Consider the following 14850-nt stretch of genomic DNA (forward strand, 5'->3'; position numbering starts at 1 on the left):
GGCTCTCCTCTCGACTGGCTTGTTGACGCTAAGCGCCATCAAACCGTTGGGATGAGAGGCCGTCCACACCAACACATTCAAGAGGTCTCCAGGCGGCCGTTCAGCCGACGCTAGCGGTCAGCCATCAAACTGCAAGCCGACGTACCGAACGTCTCTAGGCTGCCTTCAACCACACGCGCGCGTGCCACCATCCGCGCGGGGCGTGCTCTGGATCGCCCAGACCATCGAAGAACATCTCCACGTGCTGGGCGCGCGGATGGTCGACAAGCGCTTGGCAGGGTGCGCCCTGGCCATGCAGCTCGACCTCGTGCGGGCGATCAGGACGGGCCTCATCGAGCGCCGGCGCGGCGTCGATCGTGCGGTCAAGCCAGATGACCAAGCCGCCATCGCGGCCGGCTTCCACATGCCGGACAGCGGGGAGGGTTTCCAGGTATCCGGGTGCGCCGACTAAGCCGTCGATTTCCACGGCAGTCAGCGGTTCAGCGGTGACGGGATGAGCGTGGTTCATGGGAACGAATATAGAACATCCTGATGTGAAAGGCGAGTCGACGTGAGGTCGCAGAGGGTGGCCCGAAGCACGAGGCTTCGGGCCGGGCTCCAGGTATCGTCGCTGCTCAAAGGAATGGCGGCGAGTCAGTCCCGAGCCCATGGGGACCGCGCCGCCGCGAAGCGGGGCGCACGAGTCCCCAGTCTGATGGGGATCAGCGCAGCTGGCTGTCTTTGCTGCCGCGGCGATTGATGCTGCTGAACACCACTTGCTTGTCGCGCCCAGCCTGGCACTCGATGCAGGTCCGGCAGCCGGGTAGGGCGCGTCGGCGAGCTTCGGGAATGTCCTCGCCGCACTCGACACAGAAAAAGAAGCTTTCTCCAGCGGGTAGCCGAGCACGCGCGTTGAGGACGCCGTCGGTTACCGTATCTTCGATCTGATCGAGAACGCCCCCGTCATGGGTCCAGCCGCCTGCCATCCGTTCGAAAGCTCCTTTAATCCAGAAGCTTAGATGGTGTTTCTTCCGGCGTTCTCCAGTGGCGCGGGCGGGTTCGGGGCCATGCCAAATTGCCGCATTTCCGCGACGTCCAACGGGTTGGATGTATCACTGGCGGCAATGGAGTAGAGTTCGCGGATGACCGGCAGCGATCCTCATCTCAACGCCTGGGCCATTGGCCAACTTCAGGAAACGCAGGCCCAAGTCGACCATGTGGTCTTCGATCTTGGCGTCGATACCGATGTCGGCATCCCGGGCGCCGGCGGGGTATCGATCGCCAGCGAGGATAACAGGCAGGGCTTGCGAACGCTGTTTCTGACCGCACGCCCGGTCCTTCTGGGTCAGGTCGAGTTGCTCGCCGAGCTGATTACCCAGGCGCCCGACAAGAAACCGCATAGGAAGATCGCCAACCTATCGGCAACGCCCGATGCTCTACGAGACCTGGCGCGCGTGCTCCTCGAGGCGGCCGATGCAGCCGACGAACTGCGACCGCGTCCGACCCCTGTCGGTTAGTCGTCCGGATCCGTCCACGTCTGAAGCTGGGCGACTGCCGCATGGACGGACTTGGCTTTGATGTGCGTGTAGCGGCGCAGCATTTTCCAATCCTTGTGACCGGTGATCAGGGCGACCTGCTCGATCTTCAGGCCTGCCTCGAAGAAGCGGCTCGTGGCTTCATGGCGCGTGTCGTGGAAATGCAGGTCATCGATCTGCAGCTTGGCGGCCGTGCGCGTGAACGCCGCGCTGATCGCTGTCGCCGTGTAGGGGAAGATCCGATCGTCGAAATTGCTACGGATCGCCCGCTGCTCCTCGATCAAACCTAGAGCATCATAGCCATTGATGTTGACGAGCGGCACACGCTGATCGTTGCCGTACTTGTCGCGCGGGTCCTTGCGGTCGCGGATGATGATGGTCTTGGCCCGCAGGTCGAGATCGCTCCAGGTGATCCGGCAGATCTCGTCCTGACGCATGGCCGTGGCGATCGCGAACTGGATGATCCGCGTCATCGGGTTGCGCTGCCAGAGGTTCTCATCGAACGACTTGAACAGCCGATCGAGCTCTTCCTGGGTTGGGCGGCGATCGCGTTCCTGGCTTTTGCCAATCAGGCCCAGATGCTTCAGCGCCAATCGGCCCTTTTCGATCGGCTCGATCTTGGTCTCGATCTCGTGGACGGCCGAGGCGTGGGCGAAGACCAGCTTGATCCAGCCGACATACATGCCGATCGTGACCGGGCCGGTCCCGCCCTTGGCGCGCTCGCGTCCAAAATCGATGATGAACTGCCGGTCGATCTTGGCAAAACGCGTTTCGCCAATCGTCCGGCGCAGATGGAGCAGCGCCTCAAGCTTTGTACGGCCGATGGGCTTTTTGGCTGCGGCGAGATCGTCGATGTGTAGGTCGATAAGATGGGCGAGGGACGTCTTCGTGGTCACATACGTCTTCTTCGGCGCCGCACCGTTGTCGATCGCGCTCTCCTGTGCCGTGGCCCATCGCCGCGCGTCCTCGCGTAGCTTGAACGTCTCGCTTATATAGCGCCCCTTCCGACGGACGATGGCTCGCCAGGCGCCGGAGGGCAAATTCACAAAGGTCGCCATTTTCGTGTACGCCATGTGTACAGTGGAATGTCGGAACATAGAGAAAACCTGCGTACACTCGCGTACGTTCTTCGGTTTTCGGTATCTCCTAACGCATTGAATATACGATAAAAATGACGCGATTTGAACCCCATAGATTTTCTGTTGCGCCCATGATGGACTGGACCGACCGGCACTGCCGGTCGCTGCATCGGGTCCTGTCGCGTCGGACGCTGCTCTATACCGAGATGGTGACCAGCGGGGCTGTCGTGCATGGCGATCGCGCGAAGCTGCTGGGCTATGACCCGGAGCAGCATCCGGTGGCGCTGCAGCTGGGCGGATCGGATCCGGCCGAGCTGGCCCAGGCGGCGCGGATCGCCGAGGACTACGGCTATGACGAGATCAATCTGAATGTCGGTTGTCCGTCCGACCGCGTGCAAAGCGGTCGGTTCGGGGCCTGCCTGATGCGCGAGCCCGACCTCGTGGCCGAGTGCATGGCCGCCATCAAGAACGCGGTGAAAGTCCCGGCGACGGTCAAGTGCCGGATCGGGGTCGACGACCAGGATCCGGAAGAGGCGCTGTTCACCCTGGTCGACCGTAGCGCGGCGGCGGGTGTCGAAGGCTTTGTGGTGCATGCCCGCAAGGCCTGGCTGAAAGGCCTGTCGCCGAAGGAAAACAGGGACATTCCACCGCTGGACTACGAGCTGGTCTACCGCCTGAAGCGCGAGCGGCCGAACCTGACCATCGCCATCAATGGCGGCGTGCCCGGCGTCGACGCGGCGCTGGAGCATCTGGCCAATGGCGTCGACGGGGTGATGCTGGGCCGCGCGGCCTATCATGAGGCCGGCCTGCTTGGGCAGGTCGACCGGCGGGTGTTCGGCATGGATGTCGCCGATGTTGACAGCTTCGAGGCGGTCGAGCGCTACAAGCCGTACCTGGCCCGTGAAGTAGCGGCGGGGACGCATCTGGCGGCGATGAGCCGGCACATGCTGGGCCTGTTCCACGGTCTGCCGGGCGCGCGGGCGTGGCGGCGCATCCTGACGGTCGAGGGCGTCAAGGCCGACGCGGGCCTGGATGTCGTGGATCGGGCGCTGGACGCGGTGCGCGCGGCCCTGGCGGCGCGCGAGGAGCGGGCGGAAGTTCCGGCCGTTTAAGCCGGGTCTGGTTCCTACGGGTGCAGGATCAGTGAGGTGGGGGTCGCCTCGAACCGCGACAGGCGGCCCAGATAGCTCATGCCCAGCAGCGAGTTTTCGAGACCCTTCTCGATGACGAGGGCGTCGACGTCGCGGACCTTGGCGCCGGCGATGGCGACGGTGGCCAGCTTGACCGAGGCGGCGCGGGTGCGGCCGTCGGCGGTGATGACGTTGTAGTCGTAGTTCAGCTTGCTGGTGTCGATGCCCAGCCGCTGGGCGTCGGCCATGCTGAGCGAGACGGCGGTGGCGCCGGTGTCGACCAGGAAGCGCACGGCCTTGCCGTCGACATTGCCTTGAGCCCAGAAGTGCCCGTCGCGGTCCTTGGTCAGTTGGGCCGCGCCGCCTTCGGCTCCGCCGAGCGTGGCCGCCGCGGCCGAGGGGGCGCGCAGCTCCGGATGGCGCAGATCGTCGAGCGAGACGACGGCCTTGGCCGCGCCCACCGCCGAAAGGGCCCCCACGAGCGCGATCGCCGCGAACCTCAACATAAAGACACCCTGCCGTATCGGCTTTGAGACCGCTTCTGCGGCCGATGCCTAATCATTAGCGGGCAGGCGTTTTCAAGGCGTGAATCGGTAAGGCGATTTTCGCGCCATGGTTACTGGTGTCATAATAAGTACCTGGCCGTACTGATCGGGGCTCATATTACATCGATCTAGTGTGGTATATTACGGCTGTGTAATGTATTCCATAACTTGGAATTAACTTCGGAAAGCTTCGGCGGGGCGTTATTTCTCCCGCTAACAATAGAATGGCTTATCGAGGGAATATCGCAATGAAGGCTCTGATCATCGCTACCGTCGCCTACGCGTCGCTCGCCGGCGCGGCTCACGCTGGCTCCGTCACCAATCTGCAGTTTCTTGAGGCGGCGCGCTGCCGCGGCCTTGCCGGGTCCGAGAACCTGGGCAAGCTGGATACAGCCTCGTTGGACGTTCTCCTGCGCACGGAGTCCGGCACGCGCGATCCGGCCGCGCTGAGCTCGGCCCAGAACAAGCTGAAGGCCGCTCGGAAGGAAGCCGACGCCGCCGATGGCGAGAAGAAAGCCAGGCTCCTGGCTGAGCGGGATAAGACCTGCGCCGCCTATCTGGGCGGCGCGAAGTAAGTGAGGGGCTTCAGCCCCGGCTGGCCGCCGCCATCAGGGCGATTATCGGATCCGGACGGTCGGGGAGGGCGGTCATGATGGCCGCCCTTTCCTCGTCGGAGAGCCGCGCCCAGCCGGCGATCTCCGGCAGGGTCCGGCGGCATCCCAGGCAATAGCCGCTGGCGCCGTCGACCGCGCAGACCTTCACGCAGGGCGTGGCGATCGGACGGGGCGGCCCAACTAGCGCGGTTCGAGGGGCGTCGGTGCTCATCGTTTTCAGCATCCCCGCTCTGGCGGCGGCGCGCAAGCGCGGCCCTCGGGGGTTGCTTTGGCCGTGGACGGGTTTAAGTCCGCGACCATGACCGCTTCTCCCTTCGCCGACATCCGCCAACTCGCCATCTCGCCGCCCGCGCCGGGGCCGTCTCCGACGCTGGAGCAAGGCGGGCGTCTGGCCGAGATCGCTGGCTGGCTGACCGCCTGGAGCGGCAAGAGCCCGCCGGCCGTGAATCGCCCGGTCGTGGCGCTCTATGCTGGAGCGCGCCAGGGCGTCGGACCGCGCGGCTACGCCCGCGACCGCCTGGAAGCCATCGCCTCGGGCGGCGCCACCGTCTCGCGCCTGGCCGGCGCGCAGGGCGCGGGCCTGGAAGCCTTCGACCTCGCCATCGACCGCCCGTCGCCGGACTTCATCGACAACCCCTCGATGAGCGAGAAAGAGGCCGCCGCCACCATGGCCTTTGGCATGGAGGCCCTGGCCAAGCAGCCCGACTTGCTGATCCCCGGCGTCATCGTCGCCGAGGCCGCCCGCACCGCCGCCGCCGTGTGCCTGGCCCTGTTCGGCGGCGAGGCCTCGGACTGGTCCGACGATCCCGAGCCCGTAGGGGCCGCCGTCGCGCGGGCCAAGGCCGAGGGTATGGGCGACGACCCGCTGGAGATCCTGCGTCAGCTGGGCGGCCGCGAGACCGCCGCCGTCGTCGGCGCCATCCTGGCCGCGCGTGTCCAGAAGGTGCCGGTGCTGCTGGACGGCTACGCCGCCTGCGCCGCCGCCGCCATCGTCCGCGCCGTCGAGCCGGGCGCCATCGATCACTGCCTGGCCGCCCATGTCAGCCCGGCCAAGGGGCATGCGCGCCTGCTCGAAGTCCTCGACAAGCGGCCGCTTCTGGCGCTCGATACGCTTGACGAGGAGGGGGTTGGCGGCGCCTCGGCCCTGGCTCTCGTCAAGCTGGCCTGCGAGGTCCGCTAGTCGCGTTTCGGGCGACGTAGGTGAACGCGGATAACATTCGCTTCCGTTGACGCTAACGTCATCTTTCCAAACGTTCGTTCGACATCTATCGTGGCGCCTGAAACGCAATAACGGCCTCCCGCAGAGGGGCCGATTGAACGGGAGCCCGCCATGAATCTGGACTTCTCGCCCGAGGACCTCGCCTTCCGCGACGAGGTTCGCGCCTTCATCGCCGAGAACTACCCGGCGGGCTTGCGCGAAAAGCAGGAAGAGGGCGAGGAGATGGCCAAGGAGGACTTCCTCTCCTGGCATCGCACCCTCGCCAAGAAGGGCTGGGTCGCCCCGGCCTGGCCGGAGAAGTATGGCGGTCCGGGCTGGACCTCGGTGCAGCGCTACATCTGGTCTGAAGAGACCGCCCGCGCCGACTGCGTGCCGATCCTGCCGTTCGGCATCAACATGGTCGGCCCGGTGATCTACACGTTCGGCACGCCCGAGCAGAAGGAACGCTTCCTGCCGCCGACCCTGTCGGGCGACATCTGGTGGTCGCAAGGCTATTCGGAGCCGGGCGCTGGTTCGGACCTGGCCAGCCTGAAGACCAAGGCCGAGCGCTTCACCGGCGACGACGGCAAGGAATACTATCTGGTCAATGGCCAGAAGACCTGGACCACCCTGGCCCAGCACGGCGACTGGATCTTCTGCCTGGTCCGCACGGACCCGACCGCCAAGATCCAGGAAGGCATCTCGTTCCTGCTGATCGACATGAAGTCGCCGGGCGTGACCGTGCGCCCGATCATCACCCTGGGCGGCGAGCACGAGGTCAACGAGGTCTGGCTCGAGAACGTCAAGGTGCCGGTCGAGAACCGCATCTTCGACGAGAACAAGGGCTGGACCTGCGCCAAGTTCCTGCTCGCTCACGAGCGTAGCGGCATCGCCGGCGTGGCCCGCTCCAAGCGCGGCATCGAGCGCATTCGCCAGATCGCCTCGGCCGAGCTGTCGGACGACGGCGACGCCCTGATCAAGGATCCGATGTTCAAGCGCAAGGTCGCCGAGCTGGAGATCGACCTGACGGCGCTGGAATATACGGAGCTGCGCACCCTGGCCGGTGAAGCGGCCGGCAAGGGCCCCGGTCCGGAGTCGAGCGTCCTGAAGATCAAGGGCACCGAGATCCAGCAGCGGATCACCGAACTGGTGCTGGAAGCGGCCGGCCACTATGGCGCGCCGTATTTCCGCGGCTTCCCGAAGGACGGCGACAACGCCCATCCGATCGGCCCCGACTTCGCCCACCGCGCGGCGCCGACCTATTTCAACGTCCGCAAGACGTCGATCTATGGCGGCTCCAACGAGATCCAGCGCAACATCATCGCCAAGATGGTGCTGGGGCTCTAGCGCTCGCGATAACGTTCCAGGCCGCCGAGCGGCCTGGACTTTCGCTTTCTCATGATTTCAACGACCCGGCCCTGATGCCGGGCGACAGAAGAACGGAAACCCAGGGATGGATTTCAACTTCACCGAAGAGCAGTCGATGGTCCGCGACACGGTCGCGAGCTTCCTGCAGGACAAGTACGACTTCGAGACCCGCCGCAAGATCGTCAGCTCCGACGCCGGCTGGCGCGCCGACTACTGGAAGGCCTTCGCCGAGGAGCTGGGCATACTGGGCGCCTCGTTCAGCGAAGAGCTGGGCGGCCTGGGCGGCGGCGCGATCGACAACATGATCATCATGGAGGAGTTCGGTAGGGCGCTGGTCATCGAGCCCTATCTCGGCTCCGTGGTGATCGGCGGCGGCTTCATGAAGCACTCGGGCTACGCGGGCGCGGCCTCGGTGATCGAGGGCATCGTCGGCGGGACCACCACCATCGCCTTCGCCTATGCCGAGCCGCAGGGCCGCTACACTTGGCAGGACCTGAAGACGACCGCCAAGAAGGACGGTTCGGGCTGGGTCCTGAACGGCCACAAGGCCGTGGTGGTTGGCGCGCCGTTCGCCTCGCACCTGATCGTCACGGCCCGCACCGGCGGCGCCCAGCGCGACGCCGGCGGCGTCGGCGTGTTCCTGATCGACAAGAGTCTGCCGGGCGTCGTCACCCGCGACTACCCGACCGTCGACGGCAACCGCGCCTCGGAAGTCTATTTCGAGAACGTCTCGGTCCCGGCCGACGCTCTGATCTCCGAGGACGGCCTGGACCTGGTCAACCGGGTGATCGACGAGGCCACGGCCGCCGTCGGCGCCGAGGCCGTGGGCGTGCTGCGCAAGCTGCACGAGGGCACGCTGGACTACGCCAAGCAGCGCAAGCAGTTCGGCACGGCCATCGCCAACTTCCAGGTGCTGCAGCACCGGATGGTCGACATGTTCATCGAGGTCGAGCAGTCGGTGTCGATGATCTACATGGCCACCATCAAGGTCGACGAGAGCGCCGCCGAGCGCGCCAAGGCCGTGTCGGCCATGAAGGTCCGCATCGGCCGCGCCTGCAAGTTCGTGGGCCAGAACGCCATCCAGATCCACGGCGGCATGGGCATGACCGACGAACTGGCCATCGGCCACTATTTCAAGCGCGCGAGCCTGATCGAGGGCCTGTTCGGCTCGGTCGATCATCACCTGAAGCGCTACGAATCCCTGTCGTTCGACGCGGCGGCGTAAGCCTCGGGCGGCGACGCCCACGGACGATCGACCGAACCCACGGAAATCGCCTGCGTCACGCCGACGCGGGCGATTTTTTTATGCGCCGATCTGTTCGCCCCCGCCGGATACCGGAAAGCCGGATTGCGGTGCTAACCCTTGTACGCAAAGGCTTTGTGCGTAAGGAAGTGGAGGATTATCATCCGTATAGCGACTAAATATGGTGCATCGGAAACCGCTTTGTCCGCACGCTGATATGATCCTTATACGGACAAAATGCGCTTGCGAACGCTGCTATTGGGGCCATCTTGGAGGCCGACGCGCTGACGACTAGGAGGGTGAGAACCCCTGTAAGCCGCGCGCGTCTCCTGGTCCTAACGGCTAATGTCTGGGAGACGCCGCCATGAATGTATCGAAGATGAACCACGCCATGTTTTCGTTCGCCCTGATGGGCGGCATGCTGGTGGGAGGTCGGCCGAGTTCGAACCCGCCCAAGTCGTCGTCCACGAAGTCCGGACGGAAGTAAGCGTCTAGGCGTTGGCGCGTGACGGCCGCCGAAACCGGCGCCCACTTTCGGCTGTCACGCGCGTAAAGGGTCCCACACCCCACGAAAAAGGCCTCCGCCGGTTCGCCCGACGGAGGCCTTTGCTTTTCGACGCCCCTGAGAGCCTCAGCCCTTCTTGGCGGCCGTGTTGCATTCGGCGAGGCCGGCTTCGTCCAGCGACTTACCGCGATAGCTGAACGCGGTCAGCTCGCCCACCTGGCCGGCCAGCCGGCGGCAGGCGCGGGCGATCGGCAGCGACGGCACGGTCAGCGAGGAGCAGGCGTCATCCTTGCAGCGCCAGACCGAACCTTCGTGAATGAACTGTTCGGTGGTGGCTGCGGTCTTCAGCTTCAGCGAGGCGCTCTGGGTGTCGGCGGCGTGGGCCGAACCCGCGAACATCAGGGCGCAGGCCGTCAGGCCCGCGAAAACAGCGGTACGCATATCTTGGTCTCCTATCCCCGCGCCGGATGGGAGTTCCGACGCATGAGCGCGCGCCGTTCGATGAACGGCAGCTCAAGCCCATAGTGCGTTTCTTTTGAAAACTAAGTCAATGGGCGAAGCGTCGCCGGAGCGCCGGTCTGGTAGGTTTCTTGGTCCCAGGCCAGCAGAGCTGGCGTGACGTCCTCGGCCTTCTCGACCGAACGCCAGGCGTCGGCCAGGGTGGGCGGGGTCAGGCGCGCTTCGATCGTGTGTTGGATCAGCGCGAAGAACGGATCCCAGAAGCCGCCGGGGTTATGGAACACGATCGGCTTCTGGTGAAGATCTAAACGACGCCAAGATAGCAATTCGACGATTTCTTCCAGCGTGCCGATGCCGCCCGGCAGCACGACGAACGCGTCCGCTCGCTCGAACATCATCATCTTGCGCTCGTGCATGTTGTCGACGATCACGGTCTCGACATCATCGAAGGGCTGTTCGCGGCCTCGCAGGAAGTCCGGGATGACGCCCAGCACCTTGCCCCCGGCCGAATGCGCGCCGCGCGCGGAGGCGCCCATCAGGCCCACGCCGCCGCCGCCATAGATCAGCTTCAGCCCCGCCCGGGCGAAGCTCTCGCCGATCGTGAAGGCGTCGGTGATGTAGCGCGGATCGGCGTCGTTGGAGGATCCGCAGTAGACGCAGACGGACCCCAGGCGGCTAGACTCGTTGGGCATCGTCGTCCACTCCACAAAAAAGGCGCGCGGTTTCGCGCGCCCGTTCCTATTTGAGGCCGCATGATCAGGATTCGTCCCCGGGCTTTCAAGTCGTCGATCCTCGCCGTGAGCCTTTCCGCGCTGTTGCTGGCGGCCTGCGAGCCTGGCGCGCCGGTGGCGCCGAAGACCGCCGCCGACAAGCCGGACAGCGCCGAGGCCGGCTATCTGGCCCCGCCGACCCTGGAGTCCGCGCGTCGAGTCGCCAACGGCATCGCTATTTCGGGCCATGGCGCGCCGGACGCCGACCTGCGCCTGGGGGCGCCGACGGGCGAGGTGGTGATGGGCAAGATCGACGCCCTGGGGCAATGGAGCGTGACCGTGCCCAACGGGGCCGGGGTTCGCCTGTTTGGCCTCTCGTCCATCCAGGACGGCCGCACCGTCCAGGCCGAGGGCTATGTGATGGTCGCCGACGGTGGTGAGGTCGCGCTGCTGCGGGCCGGAGCGGGCGCGCGCCGCCTGGCCGCCGAATCCAGTTCGCCGCGCATCCTGACCGTCGACGTCGACCGCGAGGGGGGGGCGGTGGTCTCCGGCGTCGCCGGCCCCGGCGCGGGCCTGAACGTCCGTGTCGACCGCGTCACCCGCGGCGGCGCCCGCACCGGCGACGACGGTCGCTTCGATATTTCCCTGACCGACACGCTGGCGCCGGGCGTCCACGACATCCAGGTGGCCGGGGAGGGGGGCGAGACCGCCATCGCCGTGGCCGTCTCGCCGGCCGCGCCCCTGACCTACGGACCCGTCCGCGCGGATCGCACGGCGGCCGGCTGGCGGGTCGACTGGATGACGCCGGGCGGCGGCATCCAGACCACCTACCTGATCGGTGGTTCTCGATGAGGGGCATGGGCGGGCCGCCGTCGGCCGGGCGCGCGGCCGTCGCGGGTGGGATCGCCAAGGCCGACCAGCCGGTCCGCTTCTGGCGGGCCATGGGCGATCTCGTGCAACTGGTGCTGCGCTCGGAGGCTCCAGGCCTGCGCTGGCGCGTGACCGTGGCCCTGCTGCTGACCCTGGCCGGCAAGGCGCTGGGCGTGCTGGCCCCGCTGATGCTGGGAAAGGCGGTCAATCAGCTGTCCGCCGGGCAGACCGCGGTCGTGTCCGTCACCTGGGCCTTCGCGGGCCTGGCGTGCGGCTGGGCCCTGGTGCGCTTCATCTCCGCCGCCGCGCCCCAGGCGCGCGACGCGGTGTTCACGCCGGTGGCCCAGGCCGCCCAGAACCGCGCGGCGGTCGAGACCTTCGCCCACGCCCTGTCGCTGTCGATCGACTTCCACCAGTCCAAGCGGACCGGCGCGCTGTCGCGGACGATCGATCGCGGCGCGCGATCGATGGACTTTCTGCTGCGGGGGCTGGTGTTCAACGTCGCTCCGACCGGCGTCGAGCTGATCATGGCCGCCATCGTCCTGGCCAAGGCCTATGACTGGCGGTTCGCGGCCGTGGCCCTGCTGACGGTGGCCGTCTACGGCTATGCGACCTTCGCCATTTCGGACTGGCGGATCGGCCATCGCCGGGTGCTGAACGAGGCCGACGCCGAAGCCGCCGGCCGAGCCGTCGACGCCCTGCTGAACTACGAGACCGTCAAGTCGTTCGGCGGCGAGACGCGGGCCGTGGCCGGCTATGGCAAGGCGCTGGACGTCTATGGCGACGCCCAGATTAAAGCCACCAACTCACTGAACCTGCTGAACATCGTCCAGTCCGCGGTGATGAGCCTGGGCCTCGGCGCCATGGCCGTGCTGGCGGGCGCGCAGGCGGCCGCTGGCAAGATCGGCCCGGGCGACGTCACCGCCGCCATTCTGATCCTGATCAACCTCTACGCCCCGCTGAACATCCTGGGCTTCGCCTATCGCGAGATCCGCCAGTCGCTGATCGACATGGAGGCGATGCTGGAGCTGCGCCGTCAGACCGCCGACGTCGCCGACTCGCCCGACGCCCAGGACCTGCCGCCCTGCGCCGACCAACGCGGTGGGGCGGTGGCCTTCGAGAACGTCTCCTTCCGCCACGGGGCGCGGTCCGAGGGCTTGTCCGGCGTCTCCCTGACCGTCGCGCCGGGGACCACCGTGGCCATCGTCGGACCCTCGGGCGCGGGCAAGACCACCCTGGTGCGCCTGGCGCTGCGGATGATCGATCCACAGGAGGGGCGCGTCACCCTGGACGGCCACGACCTGCGTGACCTGAAACAGGCCTCGCTGCGCCGCGCCGTGGCCCTGGTCCCGCAGGACGTTGCCCTATTCAACGACACCCTGGCGTCCAACATCGCCTTCGCGCGGCCCGGCGCCAGCGAGGCCGAGGTGTGGGCGGCGGCCGAGGCCGCGGAGCTGGGCGAATTCATCCGCAACCTGCCCGAGGGCATGGACACCAAGGTCGGCGAGCGCGGCCTCAAGCTGTCAGGCGGCGAGCGCCAGCGCGTGGGTATCGCCCGGGCCCTGCTGGCCGAGCCGCGCGTGCTGATCCTGGACGAGGCTACCAGCGCCTTGGACAGCCGCACCGAGGCGGCGATCCAGGCGACCCTGCGCAAGGCCCGGGCGGGGCGCACCACCCTGGTCGTGGCCCACCGTCTGTCGACCATCGCCGACGCCGATGAGATCGTGGTGCTGCGCCGGGGCAAGATCGTCGAGCGCGGTCGCCACGCGATCCTGCTGGAGGCCGGCGGCGAGTACGCCGCCCTATGGCGTCGCCAGACCCGTGAGCGAGAGCCCGTTTAGTGGATTTCTCTGGTCCCGGCCGGGGTCTATACCGACATCGGTTTCTCTGAGGGAGCTTCGCCTTGCGCTATCTGCACACCATGGTCCGCGTCCGCGATCTGGACGCCTCTCTGCGGTTCTATTGCGAGGGCCTGGGGCTCCAGGAGGCCTACCGCATGGAGAACGAGAAGGGCCGCTTCACCCTGGTCTTCCTGGCCGCGCCCGAGGACGTCGAGCTGGCCAAGGAGCGCAAGGCTCCGCTGGTCGAGCTGACCTACAACTGGGACGACGAGGAGTATCTGGGCGGCCGCAACTTCGGTCACCTGGCCTATCGCGTCGACGACATCTACGAGACCTGTCAGCGCCTGATGGACATGGGCGTGACCATCAACCGCCCGCCGCGCGACGGCCATATGGCCTTCGTGCGTTCGCCGGACGGCATTTCGATCGAGCTGCTGCAGGACGGCAATCTGCCCGCCGCCGAACCGTGGGCCTCGATGCCCAACACGGGCGCCTGGTAGGTCCTAGGGCCGGGGGCGAGCCATTTCTTCCAGCCGCCGGCGCGGTGCGTCGGCGATGCCGGCCCACAGGATGCGGGCCAGCTCCAGGCGATAGGCGGTGGCGTAGCCGGTGACGAACATCGGGGCCACGCCATCCGCCAGGGCGCGGCTGAGGTCCTTGCGGGCCAGGACGGCCTTGCGGTCGACGGGGGCGTTCGTGTCGGAGACCGCGACCCGCTTGTCGAGTTCGATCGCCGCGTGGACGGCCAGGTTCACCAGGGCCGGAAGCTGGCTGATGTCGCCGCGGGGCTTGGCGCGCACGCCGCCGCCCGCTGCGAGGTCGAAGTCCAGCGCGCTCGCCACGCGCTCCAATGTGGTCGGCCAGTGATCATTGGCGGTCGTCATGGTGAAGTCTTCGCCCCCCCGAGCGTATCTCGCTCTCTCGGATAGCGATGTTCGCGGTCGGATCAAATGGCCCGAATCGTCGGTTCCTCGTTTTGGGGCGGCTCTGGAAAACCGGGGCGGGGACTCCCAAATGCAACCGACGCCGTTACGAGCGATTTGAACGAGGTCTCCGATGCCGGATCTGTCCGCCTTTCCGATCACCAAGCGCTGGCCGGCCCAGTATCCCGACCGGATCCAGCTCTATTCGCTGCCGACGCCCAACGGAGTGAAGGTCTCGATCATGCTGGAGGAAACGGGGCTGGCCTACGAGCCGCACCTGATCGACATCGGCGCCAACGAGACCTGGGGGCCCGAGTATCTGTCGCTGAACCCGAACGGCAAGATCCCGGCGATCATCGATCCCGACGGTCCGGGCGGCAAGCCGCTAGCCCTGTTCGAGAGCGGCGCGATCCTGGTCTACCTGGCCGAGAAGACCGGCAAGTTCCTGCCCGCCGATCCGGCGGCGCGCTATGAAACCCTGCAGTGGGTGATGTTCCAGATGGCCGCGATCGGCCCGATGTTCGGCCAACTTGGCTTCTTCCACCGTTTCGCCGGCAAGGACTACGAGGACAAGCGCCCGCGCGATCGCTACGTGGCCGAGAGCAAGCGCCTGCTGGGCGTGCTGGAGGATCGCCTGGCGACCCGCGCCTGGATCATGGGCGACGACTATACCATCGCCGACATCGCCACCCTGGGCTGGGTGCGCAATCTCGTGGGCTTCTACGGGGCGGGCGAGTTGGTCGATTGGGCGTCGCTGAAGCACGTGCCGCGCTGGCTGGAGGCGGGGCTGGCCCGTCCGGCCGTGCAGCGCGGCCTGGAGATCCCCAAGCGTCCCTAGGCGCGCTCTTGGG

The 14850-nt window shown here is 66.7% G+C and carries 19 protein-coding genes; 11 read left to right on the forward strand and 8 right to left on the reverse strand.

Translation table 11 applies throughout. The annotated features are described in order from the left end of the window. Positions 1-154: 154 nt before the first annotated feature. Both AC1RJ9_RS21800 and AC1RJ9_RS21805 read right to left on the reverse strand, forming a co-directional pair. Positions 155-508 carry a hypothetical protein gene (locus tag AC1RJ9_RS21800; protein ID WP_062093636.1) on the reverse strand — a complete coding sequence of 118 codons (354 nt, stop codon included), beginning with the start codon at positions 506-508 and terminating at the stop codon, positions 155-157. Between the two features lie 193 nt (positions 509-701). After that, on the reverse strand, positions 702-965 hold the full coding sequence (locus tag AC1RJ9_RS21805; protein WP_062093637.1) for a DksA/TraR family C4-type zinc finger protein: 264 nt from the start codon (positions 963-965) through the stop codon (positions 702-704). 156 nt (positions 966-1121) lie between these two features. Here AC1RJ9_RS21805 and AC1RJ9_RS21810 point away from each other — a divergent pair, with 156 nt between their 5' ends. After that, positions 1122-1496 carry a hypothetical protein gene (locus AC1RJ9_RS21810; RefSeq protein ID WP_062093638.1) on the forward strand — a complete coding sequence of 125 codons (375 nt, stop codon included), beginning with the start codon at positions 1122-1124 and terminating at the stop codon, positions 1494-1496. Here AC1RJ9_RS21810 and AC1RJ9_RS21815 read toward each other — a convergent pair. Continuing rightward, positions 1493-2587: an integrase gene (locus AC1RJ9_RS21815; protein ID WP_492840146.1), complete on the reverse strand. Its 1095-nt coding sequence runs from the start codon at positions 2585-2587 to the stop codon at positions 1493-1495. The genes AC1RJ9_RS21810 and AC1RJ9_RS21815 overlap by 4 nt on opposite strands. Positions 2588-2685: 98 nt before the next feature. Here AC1RJ9_RS21815 and dusA point away from each other — a divergent pair, with 98 nt between their 5' ends. Further along, a complete protein-coding gene (gene dusA, locus AC1RJ9_RS21820; protein WP_492840144.1) occupies positions 2686-3705 on the forward strand; it encodes a tRNA dihydrouridine(20/20a) synthase DusA in 1020 nt (339 codons plus the stop codon). Positions 3706-3719: 14 nt separating this feature from the next. Here dusA and AC1RJ9_RS21825 read toward each other — a convergent pair whose 3' ends face one another. Further along, complete coding sequence (locus AC1RJ9_RS21825; RefSeq protein ID WP_099579014.1) at positions 3720-4229, reverse strand: TIGR02281 family clan AA aspartic protease; 510 nt, start codon at positions 4227-4229, stop codon at positions 3720-3722. A 287-nt stretch (positions 4230-4516) separates the two neighbouring features. On the opposite strand from AC1RJ9_RS21825, the gene AC1RJ9_RS21830 reads away from it, so the two are divergent. After that, positions 4517-4843 (forward strand): hypothetical protein, encoded by a 327-nt coding sequence (locus tag AC1RJ9_RS21830; protein WP_492840142.1) that lies wholly within the window; start codon positions 4517-4519, stop codon positions 4841-4843. 10 nt (positions 4844-4853) lie between these two features. On the opposite strand, the gene AC1RJ9_RS21835 is transcribed toward AC1RJ9_RS21830, so the two are convergent. Beyond that, a complete protein-coding gene (locus AC1RJ9_RS21835; protein ID WP_492840140.1) occupies positions 4854-5093 on the reverse strand; it encodes a DUF1289 domain-containing protein in 240 nt (79 codons plus the stop codon). Positions 5094-5180: 87 nt separating this feature from the next. On the opposite strand from AC1RJ9_RS21835, the gene AC1RJ9_RS21840 reads away from it, so the two are divergent. The 4 genes from AC1RJ9_RS21840 to AC1RJ9_RS21855 all read left to right on the forward strand — a co-directional run bounded on the left by AC1RJ9_RS21840 (position 5181) and on the right by AC1RJ9_RS21855 (position 9178). Then, positions 5181-6062, forward strand: a complete 882-nt coding sequence (locus AC1RJ9_RS21840; RefSeq protein WP_492840138.1) for a nicotinate-nucleotide--dimethylbenzimidazole phosphoribosyltransferase — start codon at positions 5181-5183, stop codon at positions 6060-6062. 150 nt (positions 6063-6212) lie between these two features. Then, positions 6213-7427: an acyl-CoA dehydrogenase family protein gene (locus AC1RJ9_RS21845; RefSeq protein WP_492840136.1), complete on the forward strand. Its 1215-nt coding sequence runs from the start codon at positions 6213-6215 to the stop codon at positions 7425-7427. A gap of 106 nt (positions 7428-7533) precedes the next feature. Then, positions 7534-8673 (forward strand): acyl-CoA dehydrogenase family protein, encoded by a 1140-nt coding sequence (locus AC1RJ9_RS21850; RefSeq protein WP_492840134.1) that lies wholly within the window; start codon positions 7534-7536, stop codon positions 8671-8673. 367 nt (positions 8674-9040) lie between these two features. Then, positions 9041-9178, forward strand: coding sequence for a hypothetical protein (locus AC1RJ9_RS21855; RefSeq protein ID WP_492840159.1), 138 nt, complete (start codon positions 9041-9043; stop codon positions 9176-9178). 144 nt (positions 9179-9322) lie between these two features. Here the strand turns inward: AC1RJ9_RS21855 and AC1RJ9_RS21860 are convergent, their stop codons facing one another. Continuing rightward, complete coding sequence (locus AC1RJ9_RS21860) at positions 9323-9637, reverse strand: CC_3452 family protein (protein ID WP_492840132.1); 315 nt, start codon at positions 9635-9637, stop codon at positions 9323-9325. 101 nt (positions 9638-9738) lie between these two features. After that, positions 9739-10347 (reverse strand): LOG family protein, encoded by a 609-nt coding sequence (locus AC1RJ9_RS21865; protein ID WP_492840130.1) that lies wholly within the window; start codon positions 10345-10347, stop codon positions 9739-9741. Between the two features lie 60 nt (positions 10348-10407). Between AC1RJ9_RS21865 and AC1RJ9_RS21870 the strand changes: the two genes are divergently transcribed. The 3 genes from AC1RJ9_RS21870 (at position 10408) to AC1RJ9_RS21880 (ending at position 13576) form a co-directional block, all read left to right on the forward strand. Further along, positions 10408-11217 (forward strand): hypothetical protein, encoded by an 810-nt coding sequence (locus AC1RJ9_RS21870; RefSeq protein WP_492840128.1) that lies wholly within the window; start codon positions 10408-10410, stop codon positions 11215-11217. Next, positions 11148-13076: an ABCB family ABC transporter ATP-binding protein/permease gene (locus AC1RJ9_RS21875; RefSeq protein ID WP_492840157.1), complete on the forward strand. Its 1929-nt coding sequence runs from the start codon at positions 11148-11150 to the stop codon at positions 13074-13076. Before AC1RJ9_RS21870 ends, AC1RJ9_RS21875 begins: the two co-directional genes overlap by 70 nt. A gap of 62 nt (positions 13077-13138) precedes the next feature. After that, positions 13139-13576, forward strand: a complete 438-nt coding sequence (locus AC1RJ9_RS21880; RefSeq protein WP_125158048.1) for a VOC family protein — start codon at positions 13139-13141, stop codon at positions 13574-13576. A gap of 3 nt (positions 13577-13579) precedes the next feature. Here the strand turns inward: AC1RJ9_RS21880 and AC1RJ9_RS21885 are convergent, their stop codons facing one another. Continuing rightward, the gene (locus tag AC1RJ9_RS21885) at positions 13580-13960 is read right to left on the reverse strand and encodes a hypothetical protein (protein ID WP_492840126.1); all 381 of its coding nucleotides are present in this window, start codon (positions 13958-13960) and stop codon (positions 13580-13582) included. A 172-nt stretch (positions 13961-14132) separates the two neighbouring features. Between AC1RJ9_RS21885 and AC1RJ9_RS21890 the strand changes: the two genes are divergently transcribed. Further along, positions 14133-14837, forward strand: a complete 705-nt coding sequence (locus tag AC1RJ9_RS21890; protein ID WP_492840125.1) for a glutathione S-transferase N-terminal domain-containing protein — start codon at positions 14133-14135, stop codon at positions 14835-14837. Positions 14838-14850 lie beyond the last annotated feature (13 nt).

It is taken from the genome of Caulobacter sp. GW822-FHT07D08, from assembly GCF_058798735.1.